The sequence below is a fragment of the Noviherbaspirillum malthae genome (genome assembly GCF_015352985.1).
In the GTDB taxonomy this organism is placed as follows: domain Bacteria; phylum Pseudomonadota; class Gammaproteobacteria; order Burkholderiales; family Burkholderiaceae_D; genus Noviherbaspirillum; species Noviherbaspirillum malthae.
In genome coordinates, this window is sequence record NZ_JACYXF010000003.1 from 18,384 (window position 1) to 35,002 (window position 16,619).

General features: G+C 63.7%; 15 protein-coding genes. 11 read left to right on the forward strand and 4 right to left on the reverse strand.

Annotated elements, in window-relative coordinates; translation table 11 throughout:
- Nucleotides 1-31 precede the first annotated feature (31 nt).
- Nucleotides 32-967, reverse strand: coding sequence for a diacylglycerol/lipid kinase family protein (locus tag IGW03_RS06555; RefSeq protein WP_194721738.1), 936 nt, complete (start codon nucleotides 965-967; stop codon nucleotides 32-34).
- Nucleotides 968-1,337: 370 nt separating this feature from the next.
- Here IGW03_RS06555 and IGW03_RS06560 point away from each other — a divergent pair, with 370 nt between their 5' ends.
- From IGW03_RS06560 to IGW03_RS06605, 10 genes are all read left to right on the forward strand, one after another.
- Nucleotides 1,338-3,536 (forward strand): type VI secretion system Vgr family protein, encoded by a 2,199-nt coding sequence (locus tag IGW03_RS06560; RefSeq protein WP_194721739.1) that lies wholly within the window; start codon nucleotides 1,338-1,340, stop codon nucleotides 3,534-3,536.
- A 1-nt stretch (nucleotide 3,537) separates the two neighbouring features.
- Nucleotides 3,538-4,083 (forward strand): DUF4123 domain-containing protein, encoded by a 546-nt coding sequence (locus IGW03_RS06565; RefSeq protein ID WP_194721740.1) that lies wholly within the window; start codon nucleotides 3,538-3,540, stop codon nucleotides 4,081-4,083.
- Nucleotides 4,070-4,438 (forward strand): hypothetical protein, encoded by a 369-nt coding sequence (locus IGW03_RS06570; RefSeq protein ID WP_194721741.1) that lies wholly within the window; start codon nucleotides 4,070-4,072, stop codon nucleotides 4,436-4,438. Before IGW03_RS06565 ends, IGW03_RS06570 begins: the two co-directional genes overlap by 14 nt.
- A 7-nt stretch (nucleotides 4,439-4,445) precedes the next feature.
- Nucleotides 4,446-5,123 (forward strand): hypothetical protein, encoded by a 678-nt coding sequence (locus IGW03_RS06575; RefSeq protein ID WP_194721742.1) that lies wholly within the window; start codon nucleotides 4,446-4,448, stop codon nucleotides 5,121-5,123.
- Nucleotides 5,102-5,404, forward strand: a complete 303-nt coding sequence (locus IGW03_RS06580; RefSeq protein WP_194721743.1) for a PAAR domain-containing protein — start codon at nucleotides 5,102-5,104, stop codon at nucleotides 5,402-5,404. Before IGW03_RS06575 ends, IGW03_RS06580 begins: the two co-directional genes overlap by 22 nt.
- Nucleotide 5,405: 1 nt before the next feature.
- Nucleotides 5,406-7,166 carry a type VI secretion system-associated FHA domain protein TagH gene (gene tagH, locus IGW03_RS06585; RefSeq protein ID WP_194721744.1) on the forward strand — a complete coding sequence of 587 codons (1,761 nt, stop codon included), beginning with the start codon at nucleotides 5,406-5,408 and terminating at the stop codon, nucleotides 7,164-7,166.
- A gap of 5 nt (nucleotides 7,167-7,171) precedes the next feature.
- Nucleotides 7,172-7,948 carry a PP2C family protein-serine/threonine phosphatase gene (locus tag IGW03_RS06590; protein ID WP_194721745.1) on the forward strand — a complete coding sequence of 259 codons (777 nt, stop codon included), beginning with the start codon at nucleotides 7,172-7,174 and terminating at the stop codon, nucleotides 7,946-7,948.
- A 102-nt stretch (nucleotides 7,949-8,050) separates the two neighbouring features.
- Nucleotides 8,051-8,413, forward strand: coding sequence for a nuclear transport factor 2 family protein (locus IGW03_RS06595; RefSeq protein ID WP_194721746.1), 363 nt, complete (start codon nucleotides 8,051-8,053; stop codon nucleotides 8,411-8,413).
- 142 nt (nucleotides 8,414-8,555) lie between these two features.
- Entirely contained in the window at nucleotides 8,556-9,020 is a 465-nt protein-coding gene (locus IGW03_RS06600; RefSeq protein WP_194721747.1) for a YaiI/YqxD family protein, read from the forward strand.
- A 326-nt stretch (nucleotides 9,021-9,346) separates the two neighbouring features.
- Nucleotides 9,347-12,415, forward strand: a complete 3,069-nt coding sequence (locus IGW03_RS06605; protein ID WP_194721748.1) for a bifunctional diguanylate cyclase/phosphodiesterase — start codon at nucleotides 9,347-9,349, stop codon at nucleotides 12,413-12,415.
- 42 nt (nucleotides 12,416-12,457) lie between these two features.
- Here IGW03_RS06605 and IGW03_RS06610 read toward each other — a convergent pair whose 3' ends face one another.
- Nucleotides 12,458-13,429: an alpha/beta fold hydrolase gene (locus IGW03_RS06610; protein ID WP_194721749.1), complete on the reverse strand. Its 972-nt coding sequence runs from the start codon at nucleotides 13,427-13,429 to the stop codon at nucleotides 12,458-12,460.
- Between the two features lie 58 nt (nucleotides 13,430-13,487).
- The gene (locus IGW03_RS06615) at nucleotides 13,488-14,975 is read right to left on the reverse strand and encodes a flavin-containing monooxygenase (RefSeq protein WP_194721750.1); all 1,488 of its coding nucleotides are present in this window, start codon (nucleotides 14,973-14,975) and stop codon (nucleotides 13,488-13,490) included.
- 77 nt (nucleotides 14,976-15,052) lie between these two features.
- Between IGW03_RS06615 and IGW03_RS06620 the strand changes: the two genes are divergently transcribed.
- Entirely contained in the window at nucleotides 15,053-15,694 is a 642-nt protein-coding gene (locus IGW03_RS06620; RefSeq protein ID WP_194721751.1) for a TetR/AcrR family transcriptional regulator, read from the forward strand.
- Nucleotides 15,695-15,772: 78 nt separating this feature from the next.
- On the opposite strand, the gene IGW03_RS06625 is transcribed toward IGW03_RS06620, so the two are convergent.
- On the reverse strand, nucleotides 15,773-16,534 hold the full coding sequence (locus IGW03_RS06625) for an SDR family oxidoreductase (protein WP_194721752.1): 762 nt from the start codon (nucleotides 16,532-16,534) through the stop codon (nucleotides 15,773-15,775).
- Nucleotides 16,535-16,619 lie beyond the last annotated feature (85 nt).

The window sequence follows — 16,619 nt, forward strand, 5'->3', positions numbered from 1 at the left end:
CTTTCAATTGTTCAATTCGGGTTCAGCATGATCATGAAGGCGACGGCGGCGGTTTGAGAAGCAGCAGCGGCTCGGACGCCACCTTGAACCTCAGCGGTGCGCGCAGCCAGAAGATTTCGCCGTCGGTCGCCACCTTGGTCCAGGCAGACAGTACGAACTTCGGTTTGACCGTCAGTTCCCGCGCCGCGAAGCTGACCACGCTATCGGCTTCGTCGAGCTTGCCGAAGGCCCCGCGCAGCATCAGGCCTATCATGGCCATCGGCCCGACAGGCTTGAGGGTCACGACCGCCAGCCGGCCATTTTCGAGCTGGGGTGCCAGCGGTATGCCGACCTGTTCCAGCTGCAGCGCATTGTTGCCGACGAAGACGGTCTTCGTGACGATGTCGCGGCCCGCGCTTTCTCCTTCGATGCGCACCCTCAGGACGCGATGGCTGCGCCAGAGCGTCACGAGGGCAGACCACAGCGCCACCAGGCGGCTGCGGCCGAGCTGCCGCTTGTAGTATTCGCGGTCCTCCAGCAGCTTCGGATACAGGCCGAGGCTGGCATTGACGAGAAAAAGGCGGTTGTTGAGCAGGCCGACCTGCACGGGATTCACTTCGGAATTCAGCAGCCCCCGGGTCGCCTCGGCCAAGTCTTCCGGAATGCCGTGGGTGCGTCCGAAATAATTGAATGTGCCTTGCGGCAAAACGCCAAAAACGCAGCCGCTGCCCAGTACCGCCTGCGCGACGGTATTGATGCTGCCGTCGCCGCCGGCGATCACCACCGCGCCGCCGTCGCGCCGGGCATCCTGCACTACCCGGTCGGCGGTATCGCGCAGCCTGCGCGCATCTTTCACCACATGCAGCTGGTAACGGATGCCCGCTGCGTCGAGCACTTCGCGGATGACCGCGCATTTACCCTCGGCATCACGCCTGCCGGAACGGGCATTGACGATGATGTGATAACCGGTGATCGCGCCTACCGCCATTGCCGTGCTGCGAATCTGTACGGCGCGGCAAGCCCGCGCCGATCCTGTAAATTCGACCGGAGGCTTTCTGCTTGAGCAAACGGGAGATCGTGCTTCGTGCTGGACATGGCGGATTGGACGGAAATTCCTGCTTTCTCGGTGTGCTCGGCAATGCCGCAGTCTGGATTGGCTTCGAGTGCATATTAAGCCTTCAAGCCGGACACGCCATCTTGCGTACGGTCAATTCCCGTCGATGCACGCGGCGAGGAAACGCGACGGGCGTTGTACTTCAGTCGTATGGCTTGCAGAGACGATTATTGAGATGCTCGATCTCGGGCACAAGCGAACAGAGAAAAACAGGAACACAGGCGTGGGCGAAGCAGGTGCGCCGATGCCTCAATCCAGCGCGAGAGAAGCCGGCATGACCGCATTCTGCAAACTTTTTCTTGACGGCGCCGACCGGTCTTCCCTGTTCGAGCTGGTCTCGCTGTCGGCTGCCGAACAGCTCGGCCGGGTCTATGCATTCCGCTTTCATGTGCTCTGCGGCCAGGGCAGCCTTCAGCCGCGCGACTATCTGGGCAAGAGTTTCGGCGCCTGCCTGTTCCTGCATGACAAGATCGAGCGACGCTTCAACGGCGTCATCCTGCGCATGGGACGCGGCGCGGTGCAGGGGCATCGCCATGCGTACTGGTTCGAGGTGCAGCCGGATTTCGCGCTGCTCGGCCTGCGCAGCGATGCCCGCATCTTCCAGAACAAGCCGGTGACCGATGTATTCGGAGCCGTCGCCTCGTCCGTGCCTTCGCTGGACTGGCAGATGAAAGGCGGCTCGCTGGCGCACCAGCCATGGGAATACTGCGTGCAATACGGGGAAACCGACCTGCAGTTTGCAATGCGCCTGCTGGAACAGGAAGGCATTTATTTCTTCTTCGAACATCTCTCCAACGCGCAGACGAAAATGATCCTGCTCGACGACAATACCGTCAGCAGGCAGCTGTCGTCGCCGATGAAGTCGCTCGGCTTCAATCCGCATGGACGCGACGCCGAACGGCCGCAGGATTACCTGCTGGAATGGGGACGCGCGAACGGCATGGTGTCCGGCTGCGCCGTGCTGGGCGACTTCGACTTCACCCGGCCGGCCCAGGCCTGCGAGTCGCGCAGCGCCAAGGCCGCCGGCCATGCCTGGGACGGCATGGAACACTACGCCTATCCCGGCGAGTTCGACAGCCTCGACGAAGGCCGCACCTATGCCGACCTGCGCATGCAGGAGATGCATGCACAGCATGCGCAGTATGAAGGCGTGAGCGTGTCTTCCGCGCTGAAGATCGGCCATGTGATCCAGGTCAAGGGCCATCCGGTGGCCGACATGAACGGCGATTTCCTCGTCACCGCCACCGATTACCGATTCGTCAGCCATGCGCAGGATGCCGGCAGCGGCGGCGGCAGCGAAGTGCAATGCCGCTTCAGCGCGATCCCGGCCGACGTGCAGTTCCGGCCCGGGCGCATCACGCCCAAGAGCAGGATCGCCGGACCGCAGACCGCGATCGTGGTCGGCCCCGAAGCCAACGAAATCCATACCGACCAGTACGGCCGCATCCGCGTCATGTTCCACTGGGACCGTTACGGCAAGCCTGGCGAGGACACCTCCTGCTGGATCAGGACCGTGCAGCCGTGGGCCAACCAGGGCTTCGGCTTCTGGGCGCTGCCCCGGGTCGGCGCGGAAGTGGTGGTGCAGTTCCTCGACGGCGACCCGGACCGGCCCCTCGTGACCGGCAGCGTGTACAACGGCCAGAACCAGATTCCCTATGCCCAGCCCGAGCACAAGACGCGCAGCGGCATGCGCAGCTTTTCCACGCCCAAGGGCGGCGTCAACGATTACAACGAATTGCGCTTCGAAGACAGCAAGGGCGAGGAAGAAGTGTATGTGCAGGCGCAGAAGGACATGAATATCCGGGTGAAGGCCGATGCCACGCGTACCGTGGGCAGCAACGACAGCCTCGACGTCGAAGCGGCACAGAACATCCAGGTCGGCAAGAACCGCGATCTGAAGGTGGGCCAAAACCAGAGTACCGTGATCGGCGGCGACCGGACCCTGAGCGTCGACGGCAGCGAGAGCAAGCGGGTTGCCGGCGACCGCATGATGCAGCTGGGCTCGGACAGCGTGCAGGTGGACGGCGACGCCCTGATCGGCACCGGCGGTTCGATGGAGATCAGCACCGGGCAGTCGTACGCGCTGGCCGCCCAGCTCGGCATGGCCATGAGCGCGCAGACCACGATCGACATCAAGTCCGGCATGACGCTTGCGCTGGATGCGGACGCGGGCCTGTCGCTGCGCTGCGGCGCTTCCTTCATCAGCATGACCCCGGCCGGCATCTTCATCCAGGGGCCGCTGCTGATGCTCAACTCCGGCGGCGCGCCGGTCACCGCCAAGCCGGCGCGGCCGGGCAAGCCGAAGGCGGTGAAGCAGGCGGCGGACGCGGCCGGCATCTCCATCGCCGAAGGGCCGCCGGTCAGGCCGGCGACCCAGCAGCCGCGCGCCGGTTCGCTGGCCGACGCAGCACGTTCCGGAACGCCTTTTGCCGCGGCAGGCTGACATGGGTGCGCTTGCCGAACTGCTCATCTCCCGGCCGCGCAGGACCCTTCACGCGGCGGCCGACGCGGCGGTGCTGGCCGGCCTGCTGGAGCCGATGCATGCGCTCGGACGCGACCGCTTCGCCTGCCTGCTGCCGGGCCATGTGGATGCCGACCTCGCGCATGTCGCGCCCTATCTGATCGCCTTGCATCCGGGCTCGCCGATTGTCGACTGGATCGATGCGCGCTGCGAGCTGTCCTGGGGCTATGTGATCGAGTCGGAGCTGGCGCTGAACGTGCTGCAGAGGCATCTGCGCCGCTTCGCCGAGACGCGAGGACCGCGCGGCGAGGAGTGGTGGTTCCGTTTCTGGGACCCGCGCGTACTGCGCTGCCTGCCGGACATCCTGCATCCCGCGCAGGCCGAAGGTTTCATGCACGGCATCGAACGCATCCACCTGGTCGACGGCGGGAGCACAGCGAGCCTCGCATGGAATGCGCGCGAAGGCCGCATGGCGTTTGAAAGCAGTCATGCCGCCGTCGAAGGAGCCGTGGCCCATGCTGGTATTTAGCGCAAGCCAGTTGCAGACGTTCGCCGAGGCCGCCTTTGTCAGGCGCATGATGGCTGCGCTCGCGCCGTCGGCGGAAGGCGAAGCCACTGATGAAGCCGACGGCGAGGTTCTGGCCGCCGCCATCAGGGAGCAGTTGCAGCGCGCGCGCCGCTACGGCTTCAGCGAAGAACGCGACTGCGCGATATGGATTGCCTGCGCATGGCATCTGGGTACGGATTTCAATCGCCGCATCTCGGCCATTGCACAGACCTTGCAGCGCAAGGACATCGGCGCGCCATGCAAGGCGATGGTCATGGAAGCCACCTTGCGCGCCCTGTTCGTTTCGCTGTCCGGGCATTCGCGCAATCTCTTGTGAAGCTGCCATGAACGATCTTGCCAATCAATCCGATCAATGGGGACGCAGTTTCCGCCGCGCGTGGCGCCAGGCTTCGCCGCTCGAGCAGGAAGCCGCGCGCACGGCCGCAGCCTCGCCCGATCAGGCGGCGCGCAGCCTGTCCGACGCCATCGGACATGCATTGCAGCTTGCCGTCTACGCGGCCGAAGACTGGCACCGTTTGCAGACGCAGCAGGCACAGGCAGAACACAAGCGGCAGGAAGCCGGCGCCGTTCAGGGCGCGATACGCCGCGCAGCGGATGAACTGCGCAAGGGCCGCATGACGCAGGAACAGTCGGAAAAGTATCTGCGGCAAGCCACGATGGATGCGGCGAGAGATACGGAAAGGCAGGCATCCATGCAGGCGCCGCCGGATGATGCAGGCGGCAGGCAGGTGGCCATCGAGCACGTAGCCAGGGACCGCTTCATGAAGGCGCGCCGGCACCTTGCGGATCAACTGGCCGAGACGCATCGCAAGCTGGCCGCTGCGCCGAAGGATGCAGCCGATGCGCCCAACCGCCAGATCGCAATGCAGGTCGACCGCACGCTGTCGCGCATCGATGAACTCTTCCTCGACAACAAGGCGGTGCACGACCCGGTGGCGCCGCAGCCGAAAACTGCCGACGCTCACCAGGAGGATGGAACATGCCCAACGCCGCGCGGCTGACCGACATGCATCTGTGCCCGATGGCGACGCCGGGCACGCCGCCGATCCCGCATGTCGGCGGCCCGATCGTCGCGCCCGGCATGCCCGTGGTGCTGATCGAAGGTTTGCCCGCTGCACGCATGACCGACCAGGCGATCTGCGCGGCGCCCATGCCGGACGTAATCGTTTCGGGTTCCGCCAGCGTACTGATCGGCGGCTTGCCGGCGGCGCGCATCGGCGATGCCACCGCTCATGGCGGAAGCATCGCGCTCGGCGCGCTCACCGTGCAGATAGGAGGATGAGGTGCTGGTTCGGGTCATGCGCTGCAAGGGACGCACGCCGGATGTGGCCGCTGAGGCGGCATTCGCGGAGGCGGGCGGCACCATCGGGCGCAGCAGCCAGTGCACGCTGGCGCTGCCCGATCCGGAGCGCCACATCTCCCGCATCCAGGCGGAAATCACCTGGTCGGGCAAGGCCTTCATGCTGACCGACCGCGGCAGCGGCAATCCGACCCTGCGCAACGGCGAAGCCGTCGGCAAGGGCCAGTCGGTGCCCCTGACCGACGGCGACGAACTGCATGTCGGCGACTATGTGCTGCGGGTGGAAATGCCGCAGCAGCGCACCGCGCCGCGCGGCGGCGAACAGGCCGGTCCCTTCTCGGAACTGGTGTCGACCGCGCGCAATCTCGATCTCGCGCCTGAGCTTGCGCCGGACAGTGCTCCGCTCGCAGAACCGTTTGCCGATCCGTTCACGCCGGCGCGCCGCAGCGACGGACTGATACCGGAAGACTTCGATCCGTTCGGCAAGTCCTGTCTGCTGCCGGATCTTCTGGCGCGCAGGCAGCCGGCGGCTCCCGCGCAACCGTCCGCGCAGCCGGAGGACAGCATCGATGCGCTGTTCGGCCTCGGCGAGCCGGGTGCCGATCCTCTCGGCATCGGCACTCCGATGGGAGCGCCGGCCGTGCAGCCGAATACCGCCGCGTCTTCCGACCCGCTGCTGTCGCTGCAGTCCGCCTCGCGCCGCAGCGATGCGCCGATGGCCGACTACCTGCCGGAGATTCACACGCCGATGCCCCTGCCGGCAGCACGCATGCAGCCCGGCCCCGGCGCCAATGAAGGCGACACCGCATTCCGCTCCTGGGAAAGCTCCGACGGCGTGGGCAGCACCGCGATCAATCCCGGACGGCACCGGGAAGCACCTTCCCGCCCGGTGCCGGTACCGTCTTCGGTGCCTCCCGCGCCCGGAGTGGCCGAACTGCCCGAAACCAGTTTCGGCCCCTTGCCGCCGAAGGATGAGCCGGCTTCCACGCCTGCACCGAAAGCGGCGATCGCCCCGGCAGAGCCTTTGCCGCCCCCGCTTCCTGCTTCCCCTCCTTCTGCTCCATTTTCCGTGCCATCCAGCCTCCCGCCGGCATCGCAGTCCGCTCTCCTCGCCGCACTGCTGGCCGGCGCCGGGCTGCGTGAGGCGCCGAGCGACCCCGTCAGCGGCAAGCACTTCGAACTGGATGAGCGGACCATGGAACGCATCGGCAGCCTGCTGCGCCTGCTGGCCCAGGGCATGATCGATCTGCTGGCGACCCGCACCACGCTCAAGTCGGAAATGCATGCGGCGGTCACGGTCATCGCCGCGCAGGGCAACAATCCGCTCAAGTTCTCGCCTGACGCCAGCGCCGCGCTCGCCTTCCTGCTGGCTGCCGACACGCCGCGCGGCTTCATGCCGCCGGAAGCCGCGGTCGAGGATGCGGCACGCGATCTGCTGGCCCACCAGATGGGCGTGCTCAGCGGCATGCGCGCGGCGCTGGCCGGCGTGCTGCAGCGCTTCGAACCGCAGCAGCTGGAAGCACGCCTCGCGCCGAAATCGCTGCTCGGCGGCGTGCTGCCGATGAACCGCAAGGCCAGGCTTTGGGAACAGTTCGAGTCGCTGTACGGCGCGGTCTCCAGAGAAGCGGAGGACGACTTCGAAACCCTGTTCAGCGAAGCCTTCGTGCGTGCCTACGAAGAGCAGATCGCGGCACTGAAGAAACAGTCTCCCGCTTCCCGCAGTGGCAACCCCGGCAAAAGGTGAATCCCATGGAATGTCGAGTCTCCGCATTCTCGCGCGTCGGCGGACGCGAACGCAACGAGGACGCCTGCGCCTACATCGAAAAGGACGGCCTCATCTGCTGCGCGCTGGCCGACGGTGCCGGCGGCCACCGCGGCGGCGATGTGGCTTCGCGCATCTGCATACAGACCGTTCTGGAGGAATTCGAACGAGCGCCGGAGGTGTCTTCCATTGCCCTCGGCACCCTGCTGCACCAGGCCAACGCAGCGGTCCTGCGCGAACAGCAAAGAGACGCCGCCGTGGGCGACATGCGCTCGACGCTGGTAGTGCTGGTGTTCGATCCGCTGAAACAGGCAGCGGTATGGGGACATGTCGGCGACAGCCGGCTCTACTACTTCCGCAACGGCGCGCTGGCCGCGCGCACGCGCGACCATAGCCTGGTGCAGACCATGATCGACGGCGGCCTGCTGACCGAAGAGGAGGCGCAAACCCATGCCGAGCGCAATGTGCTGGTGGCATCGATAGGCTCGGTCGAAGCTTTCCAGCCGAGCGTGCTCGGCACCCCGTGCAAGCTCAACGACGGCGATGCCTTCCTGCTGTGCAGCGACGGCGTATGGGGCATGCTCGAGGACATCGCCTTCGAGCAAAGCCTGGGCCGTGCCGCTTCATCGGAAGAATGGCTGGTCTACCTGGAAGAGCTGATCGCGCCGCGCGTGCAGCGCGGGTCGGACAACTACACCGCGCTGGGCGTGTGGTGCGGCGAAGTGCCCGACAACATGCGCACGGTTCCGGCGCCGCTGACTTAGCTCGCATGCGCGAGGAGCCGGGCGGGAAGGCATGGTTCCATTCGTCATCGCATGCAATCGGATGCTGGCAATTCGTTACGCTCAACCGGAACCTTGAATTTCATGACGCCTAAAAATCTTGTAGCAGCATGGGTGGAAGCATTCAACCGTGCCGATGTCGATGCCTTGGCATCGTTCTATGCGGAAGATGCAATCAATCACCAGGTCGCGGAGTCGCCTGTTGGAGGCAAAGAAGCCATACGCGGCATGTTCGCAGACGGCTTCGCCTCGGCCAACATGGTTTGCCTGATGGAGAACCTGTTCGAGGATGGCGAATGGGCAATCCTTGAATGGCGAGACCCATTGGGGTTGAGAGGATGCGGATTCTTCCATGTCAGGGACGGAAAGATCATCTTCCAGCGCGGGTACTGGGACAAGCTGACCTTCCTGAAGACGCAAGGCTTGCCGCTGCCAAGGGACACATAGCGCACGTTGCGGGATGCAAGTGTCATTCGAACCGCATTGTTTCCCTGCGAGTCGACCGCAGCATCAGACGGCGTGGTTTCCATCCGCTCCATACGCAGCTTGCGGCTACAATGCGTCATTCCGCTCATTTCATCCCATCGCCATGCATATCTGGGTCGACGCCGACGCCTGCCCTGCCGTCATCAAGGACATCCTGTTTCGGGTGGCCGAACGGCTGCAGATCAACCTGACGCTGGTGGCCAATCGTTTGATCCGCGTCCCCGGCTCGCGTTTCATCCGCGCACTCCAGGTCCCGGCCGGCGCGGACGCGGCCGATGCCGAAATCGTCGAGCGCGTCAGCCCGGGCGACATCGTCGTGACCGGCAACATTCCCCTGGCTTCCCTGGTGCTGGAGAAGGGAGGCTTGCCGCTCAACCCGCGCGGCGAGTGGTACACCAAGGACACCATTGCGCAGCAGCTGACGATGCGCTCTTTCATGGAAGAGCTGCGCGCGAGCGGCGTCGACACCGGCGGTCCGTCTGCATTCAGCCACGCCGACCGGCAGAACTTCGCCAATGCACTCGATCGGGAACTTGCACGCAATAGAAACCGCACCGGTTCTCGCTAGAGCGCTTTCGGCTTGACTGGGCTCGGCGAGGCCGAGGTGATTTGCCTGCAGAACAAGGCGTGGCGACGCGACATGGCGGGGCCATGGCAAGGAGACACAACGCAGTGCTGCGGGCAAAGCAGCCGGAATCGTCAGTCAAGTCAAACCGAAAGCGCTCTAGTCTTTTCCGGCGCCTCTCCTCTTGCCCGATTGCAGAGAAGCTTGACCGCAAGATGGCGCACTCTCGCGCCGATTACCGCCGGGCATTGATCCAATAGGGTCTGGGATGTTCACCATGCGACTAAAATGCCATTTGTGCCACACACAAATCAGGCCCGGACTTTCATATGAGCATCACATTCGCGGCGAAGCGCGGTCAAACTCGATCAAAACAGAACGAGCACGGTACAAGTACGGATAAAAGACTGCGTCTCCTCATCGTCACGCTGATCGTGATGCTGATCATTGCCCTCGGCAGCAATCTTGTTTTTACGCTGACCCAGGCGCGCGAGACGATCCTGCAGGCGCAGTTCACGACATCGGAAAAGCTGGTGCGCGTCCTCGAGCAGCAGACGGTCGACAGCGTGAATGCCCTGGAGCTCGCATTGCAATCGGCTGCCGCCGGCTTTCAGTCAATGCCCCCGGGAGAGACCGAGCGTGACGCCGCAGTGCATCGCATGCTGACCGCAAGTATTCGCAACCTGCCGTTTGTGAGAGCGATCTGGATTCTGGACCCGGAAGGCAACATGATCCATGACAGCGAACGGCTTCCGGGAAAATACAACCTGTCGGACAGGGAATATTTTCAGGTGCAGAAGGCCGCTCCCCAAGCCGGCCTGTACATCGAGGGGCCGCTCAAGAGCAAGCATGGCGTATGGTTCATCGCAGCGAGCGTCGGCATCAAGGGAGCCGATGGACGTTTCGGCGGCGTGGTGGCAGCGGCCTTCGATCCCAAACACTTCGAGCAGTATTACAACTCGATCAAGCCCGGCGAAACCGGTGTCGTCGCACTCCTGCGAAGAAACGGCGCCATCGTATTGCGCGTGCCAGGCCGGTCGGCTGTGTCAGGCGAGCAGTTCGAACAGGCACGGACGGAAACGCCTGCGACTGTCAACATGGTGGACGGGACTTATAAAACCCGGAGTGATATTGACGGAATAGAACGGATTTATTCTTATCGCCGTATTCCCGGCCGTCCGCTTGCGGTTCTCGTCGGTATTGGTGAACAGGAAGTGCTTGCTCCGTGGCGGCGCATGGTGAGCGGGTACACCGCCGTTTCCGCAATTTTCCTGCTGGCATTGGGATGTCTCGGCTATGTCGCGCTGCGCGAGCTTCGCAGAAGAAGCAGTCTCCACGACATCCTCGTCCAAAGCGAATCCGAGCTGGCCGCGGCACAGCGCCTGTCGAAGACCGGCAGCTGGACTTTCGAATTTTCCAGAAATATCGGGAAATGGTCGTCCGAGATGTATTCCATTCTTGGCCTGGAAAAATTGGAAAAGGCAGGCACGGTGCCGCCTTTGTCAGAATTTCTTTTGCGGATCCATCCTGAAGACCGCAAGCGCCTCGAACAGACTTTGTTTCATCAGGCCTCATGGTCCATGGAGCTTCGCACCAATCCGGAACAGGGGTCCATTCGCTATCTTCTCTCGCAAGGCGAGGCTGTCGTGGACGCGGCCGACAAGGTCATCGGCAAAACGGGAACGCTGCAGGACATTACCGAGCGTTATGTGAAGGATGAAAAACTCAGGCTGGCGGCATGCGTGTTCGACCGCATGCAGGATGGCATCGTGGTGACCGACCTTCAGGGACGAATCATTACCATCAACCGGGCCTGCGAGCAGATTACGGAATATCGCGAGGCGGATGTCGTCGGCAGCCGTGCGGACATCCTTCTTTCGGAACAAAAGATTCCAGCGGCCGAGATTCTCGGATCGATACAGGCCCATGGGGAATGGCGCGGCGAGATCTGGGGAAGAACCAGGAGCGGCGCATCGTATCCGCTTTGGCTCACCGTCAGCGCCATCCATGACAATCAGCGAAGGCAGACCGGCTATGTCGGCGTGTTCACCGACCTGAGCGACATCAAGCAAGCCAATGATCAGCTCAGGTTCCTGTCCTTCCACGATCCTTTAACCCACCTGCCCAACCGGCGTCTGATACTGGATCGATTGCAGAAGGAGATCGACCATGCCCGTCCGGATGGCAGCGTCACTGCCGCCTTGATTCTTAACCTGGACAGGCTGCAGCGCGTCAATGACACCTTCGGCCATGATACGGGCAATGCGGTGCTTGCAGAGATATCGCGGCGGCTGCCCGGCGCGCTGTCGCAAAAGGACTCGGTCGGCCGTGCGATCGGCGATGAATTCATTGTCGTGCTTGCACAGGTGCGCGACGCGGGAGAAATCATTACCTTCGCGCACCGGCTCCTGGAATTGATTGCAAAGCCGATCGACGTGAATGGAAGTTCGTTGTCCATTACGGCAAGCATGGGCATCGCGGTGTTTCCGACCGACGGCGCCACCGCGGAAGAACTCCTCAAGAACGGAGCGACAGCGCTGTCCCATGCGAAGCAGCGCGGCCCGAACGCGATGCGCTTCTTTACCGGCGAAATGAATGTGCAGGCAGTGCGCTGGACAGGCATCGAGCAGGAACTGCGGCGCGCGCGGCTGGGCGAGGACATCACGCTGCATTATCAGCCGCAAGTGTGTCTTGCCGAAGGCAGGGTCTGCGGCGCGGAAGCGCTGATGCGGTGGAACAGCCGGGAGCTGGGAAGCGTGTCTCCCGCCGAATTCATTCCTGTAGCGGAAGACGCGGGACTTATCGACATGCTCGGCGAATGGGCGATACATGAAGCATGCAGGCAAGCGCGAGCATGGCAGGACAAAGGGATACGTCTCCAGACGATCGCGGTCAATGTATCAAGCCACCAGTTCAGCAGCGGCCGTTTGCTCGATATCGTAAAGCAGGCCTTGACCAGCAATGAGGTGGAACCCCGCCTGCTGGAAATGGAAATGACCGAGACCGCATTGATGAAGGAAAGCGATGTCGTCTACCAGCAGGTCTCGGCTCTGAGGCGACTCGGCGTCCGCGTCTCCCTCGATGATTTCGGAACCGGATATTCCTCGCTCAGCTACCTGAGCAAGTTTGCATTCGACAAGATCAAGATCGATCAGAGCTTCGTGCGCAGCGTCACCTTCGACAAGAAGAGCGAAGCGATTGCCATGGCAACCATGGCGCTGGCGCAAAGCCTGGGGATGGATGTGATTGCCGAAGGCGTGGAGACGATTGACCAGCTGCGCTGGCTGATGGCGACGGGCTGCAGCGAGGTGCAGGGATACCTGATCTCGAAGCCGGTGCCGCCCGAGACATTCGAAGACATCTGCCTTTCTTTTCATCTGGGCAGCATCGCCATTTGACGCGGTTTGATCTGCGTGAAGCGGCTAGCCTGACGGTGAATATCAGGCCGCCTGGCGCGCGCGCGCCTGCAGCGCGCTTTCCCGGATAAATGCGGCTGTCAGTTCCGGCCTGGTCACCGGCAGCATATGCCCGCCCTCCACCAGTTCAAGCTCGGCATCCGCCACTTTATCGGCCAGCGCCTGGCCATTGATTTTCCAGTCGAGGAGCCGGTCCCCGCGGCCGAACAGGATGCGCACCGGCACGCGCAGTTCGCCGTAGCGCGCGACGATCGCGGGAAGCCGCTCGGGCACCGCCTGCAGGTCGCGCGAGGCGGCAATGAAATGATGAGGCAGCAGGGACATGAGCCCGCCGCCGCGCGTTCCGAAGTCGTGCGGGACGCTCTCCGGACCGAAGACCTGTTCGAGCACGGTGCGGCTGCCCGCAATCGATCCGGGAATGGCCACGGTCCAGGCGAACAGCGTGCGCAGCCAGGAAGACGATATCGTCAGCGCGCGGAATGCCGAGGGCACATGGCCGCCGTCGGGCAGGTGCGTCAGCGGGGCGATCAGCGCCAGGCCGGAAACGTGGCGCCGGTGCTCCACCGCCAGGGTCAATGCCAGCGCGCCGCCCAGCGAATGGCCTGCCACGAAAACCGGTCCGAGCTTCATGGTCTCGATCAGGCTGGCCACCGCTGCCGCCTGCGCCGACAGATCGGCGGACATGGAGGCCGGGCGCACCGAATAGCCGGAGCCGGGACGGTCGATGCTCACCACGCGAAATTCGCTCGCAAGGCGCTTGCTCACGCCGTAGGTGTAATGCCGCATCTGCCCTGCCAGGCCGTGAATCAGCAGCAGCGTCGGCCCTTCGCCTTCCTCGTGCACATGGAATCTGACTCCGCCGGCATCGATGAGCCGGCCCTGCGGCGGCAGCGCTGCCTTGATGCGTCCCGAAGTCCACCAGGCAAACAGGGCGAGCGCGGCGCCGAACGCAACGAGAATGAAAACTGCCGTCGCAGCGATCTGGACTGCCGTCATGGTTGATGTCTCCTTTTGAACGTTGGGCTGAATAGTCGGAAGAGGCGAGGCCGTGCGGTCATGGCAGCACCCCTGGCGCGCCGAAGCGCAGGACGCCGTCGGCTATCCGTCCGAAGCGGATGGTGAGCAGGTCCTGCAGATAGTTTTGATAGACCTGCCACGGTGCGCGCGAGCCCTGCTGCGGCAGCAGGTGCTGCGCGCGCTGCACATAGCCGGACGTGAAATTCAGGAAGGGCACGGGCTCGACACCCGGCTCGCGCCTGGGCACGGCAATGGCATGGCGATGGCGATCCATGTAGCGCAGCAGGCGGCACACGTACTCGGCGGTCAGGTCAGCCTTCAGGGTCCAGGAGGCATTGGTGTAGCCGAAGGCCATCGCGAAATTCGGAACATCGCTCAGCATCATGCCCTTGTAGGCCATGGATGCATGGGAATGAACCGGCTTGCCGTCGACGGTGAGCGTCATGCCGCCCATCGCATTGAGCTTCAATCCGGTTGCGATCACCACGATGTCGGCAGGCAGTTCCCGGCCTGAAGAGAGACGGATGCCGTCCGCGGTGAAGCGGTCGATGGTGTCGGTCACGACCGCCGCGCGGCCCTTGCGGATGGCGCGGAACAGGTCGCCGTCCGGCACCGCGCAGATGCGCTGGTCCCAAGGCTTGTAGTTCGGGGTGAAATTCGCGATGTCATAGCCGGGAGCAAGCTGCCTTGCCGCCATCTTCACGAGATGACGCTTGACAGGTTCCGGGCGGCGGCGCGCCAGCCTGTAGAAGAACATGCCGACGAGCACATTCTTCCAGCGCGTCGCGGCGTAGGCGGCCTGCTCCGGGAGGATGCGCCTCAGGCCATGCGCGATCCTGTCCTCGGCGGGACGGGTGACGATATAGGTTGGGGACCGCTGCAGCATCGTCACGTGCGCCGCCGTCTGCGCCATCGAAGGCACGATGGTGACGGCGGTGGCGCCGCTGCCGATGACCACGACCCGCTTGCCGGCGTAGTCAAGCCCCTCCGGCCAGAACTGCGGCAAGACGACCGTTCCTTGAAAATCGGATTCGCCTGCGAATGCCGGCCGGTAAGCCTCCTCGTAGCTGTAATAGCCGCTGCAGCTGTAAAGGAAGCGTGTGCGAAAGAGGCTGCGCTCTCCCGAGCGAACATCTTCGGCGGTAACGGTCCAGCAGGCGTCGCTGCTCGACCATGCCGCGCTGATCACTTTCTGCCCGAAGCGTATGTGTGCGGTAATGCCGCCCTCCTCCGCCGTTTCACGGATGTAGGCACGGATCGACGGACCGTCCGCGATCGCCTTGGGATTCATCCATGGCTTGAAGCGGTAGCCGAGGGTGTGCATGTCCGAATCGGAGCGGATGCCTGGATAGCGGAACAGATCCCATGTGCCGCCGATCGCATCGCGCGCTTCCAGGATGGCAAAGCGCTTGTCGGGACACTGCCTGCGCAGCTGGCAGGCGGCGCCGATGCCGGACAGGCCCGCGCCGATGATCAGGACATCAAGGACAGCGTCGTCATCGGATGTGGATGGGATGTGCGGCATGCTGCGAGTCTCCGGTTTATTTCTGACACTCTACATTGTCAGTTTTGATTTGACAATCGCCGTGCCAAAATGTCGGCATGACTCCGAAAGCCGATTCATTACCTCCCGCCTGTCCATCGCGCCCGCCCCGCGCCTATCGCGGCGTGTCCCAGGAAGAGCGCCGCGCCGAGCGGCGCCGGCGCCTCATCGCGGCCGCGATCGAGGTTTACGGCGGACAAGGCTACCGGCAGTCGCCGGTGAAGGCCGTGTGCGCGGCAGCCGGCCTGACCGAGCGCTATTTCTATGAATCCTTCGGCAACAGCGAGGAATTGCTGCTGGCGGCCTACGGTGCGGCCATCGAGGAACTGGTATCGGACATGACGCAGGCGGCCAGGACGGCAGGCGAAGACCGTCCTAGGCGTGCGCATGCCATGCTGCATGCCTACTTCACCGCACTCCAGCGCAAGCCGCCCGCGGCGCGGTTGATTCTCGTGGAAATTCGGGGTGTCAGCCAGGTGGCAGCCGATGCCTACACCGAGACGCTGCGCGGCGTTGCACGGATGGTGGGAGACATCTTCGCCGCCGACGGAGAAAAGGTGCATGAACTGTTCGCGCTGGGCGTGGTGGGCGGCATCAGCCAGATTGCATTGCAGTGGATACAGCAGGGCTACGCCCCGCCTATCGAGGAATTGATCGGCATCGCGCTGCGGCTGGGAAGCGGGTGGCTGAACCCGCGCTGATGCCATGCGATGGCGGCGGAAGCATGAGCAAAGGCAAAACGTGCCTGCCGCGCTTCGCCCTTGCTCATGTACCAAAGATCAGGCTACCGGAATGGGATCGTCCACCAGCGCCTGGTTGAAGCCATGGACCAGCGCATGTTCCTGCGCGCCCGGATTGTCGCGCATGGGCTTGACGCTCTCGACGATGACTTCATCCGCATCGGTCGCCAGGCCGGCCATGGTTTCGGCGATGAAGGCATCCAGCGGCATGGCGCGCGGATCGCCGCTCTTGTAGATCAGGTCGGTATTCACCCACGGCGGCGCAATCTCGCGCACGCGCACGTTCGTCTCGCGCAGCATGAAGCGCTGCGACAGCGAATAGGAATGCAGCGCCGCCTTGGTCGCGGAATAGACCGCGGTCGATGCCAGCGGCACGAAGGCCAGCACGGAGGTGTTGTTGATGATCACCGCATTGGGCTGCGACTTCAGGTGGCCGATCAGGGCGGAGGTCATGCGGATGGGACCGAGCAGGTTGGTGGCGATCGTCGCGTGCATCACGTCTTCCTTTATCTCGCCCGCGGCATCGTCGAAGGGCATGATGCCTGCGTTGTTGATGAGCACGTTCAGTTCCGGGAATTGCTCGACAAGCCGGCTTGCCGCCCGGTCGATATGCGCAGGATCGGTGATGTCGAGTTCCACGCCATGCATGCCCGGCTTGCCGGCCACGACTTCATCCAGCAGCGCCTTGCGCCGGCCGCCGATGATGACGGTATTGCCGAGCTTGTGGAAAGCCTCTGCCAGTGCGCGGCCGATGCCGGAAGTGCCGCCGGTGATGAAGATGGTGTTCCCTGTCATGCGCATGATGTTCTCCTTTGTCGAAACGATCGGTTGGGCTTGCCTCCCAGGCTTTGAAGCCTGGAAGCGCGGTGTTGATGGAGAAGCATTG

Coding starts and splice junctions, on each gene's coding strand:
- IGW03_RS06595 (WP_194721746.1), top strand. CDS start 8,051: ATGACGCCTAAAAATCTTGTAGCAGCATGGGTGGAAGCATTCAACCGT.
- IGW03_RS06560 (WP_194721739.1), top strand. CDS start 1,338: ATGCCTCAATCCAGCGCGAGAGAAGCCGGCATGACCGCATTCTGCAAA.
- IGW03_RS06590 (WP_194721745.1), top strand. CDS start 7,172: ATGGAATGTCGAGTCTCCGCATTCTCGCGCGTCGGCGGACGCGAACGC.
- IGW03_RS06580 (WP_194721743.1), top strand. CDS start 5,102: ATGCCCAACGCCGCGCGGCTGACCGACATGCATCTGTGCCCGATGGCG.
- IGW03_RS06570 (WP_194721741.1), top strand. CDS start 4,070: ATGCTGGTATTTAGCGCAAGCCAGTTGCAGACGTTCGCCGAGGCCGCC.
- IGW03_RS06575 (WP_194721742.1), top strand. CDS start 4,446: ATGAACGATCTTGCCAATCAATCCGATCAATGGGGACGCAGTTTCCGC.
- IGW03_RS06610 (WP_194721749.1), bottom strand. CDS start 13,429: ATGACGGCAGTCCAGATCGCTGCGACGGCAGTTTTCATTCTCGTTGCG.
- IGW03_RS06625 (WP_194721752.1), bottom strand. CDS start 16,534: ATGCGCATGACAGGGAACACCATCTTCATCACCGGCGGCACTTCCGGC.
- IGW03_RS06620 (WP_194721751.1), top strand. CDS start 15,053: ATGACTCCGAAAGCCGATTCATTACCTCCCGCCTGTCCATCGCGCCCG.
- IGW03_RS06565 (WP_194721740.1), top strand. CDS start 3,538: ATGGGTGCGCTTGCCGAACTGCTCATCTCCCGGCCGCGCAGGACCCTT.
- IGW03_RS06555 (WP_194721738.1), bottom strand. CDS start 967: ATGGCGGTAGGCGCGATCACCGGTTATCACATCATCGTCAATGCCCGT.
- IGW03_RS06615 (WP_194721750.1), bottom strand. CDS start 14,975: ATGCCGCACATCCCATCCACATCCGATGACGACGCTGTCCTTGATGTC.
- IGW03_RS06605 (WP_194721748.1), top strand. CDS start 9,347: ATGAGCATCACATTCGCGGCGAAGCGCGGTCAAACTCGATCAAAACAG.
- IGW03_RS06600 (WP_194721747.1), top strand. CDS start 8,556: ATGCATATCTGGGTCGACGCCGACGCCTGCCCTGCCGTCATCAAGGAC.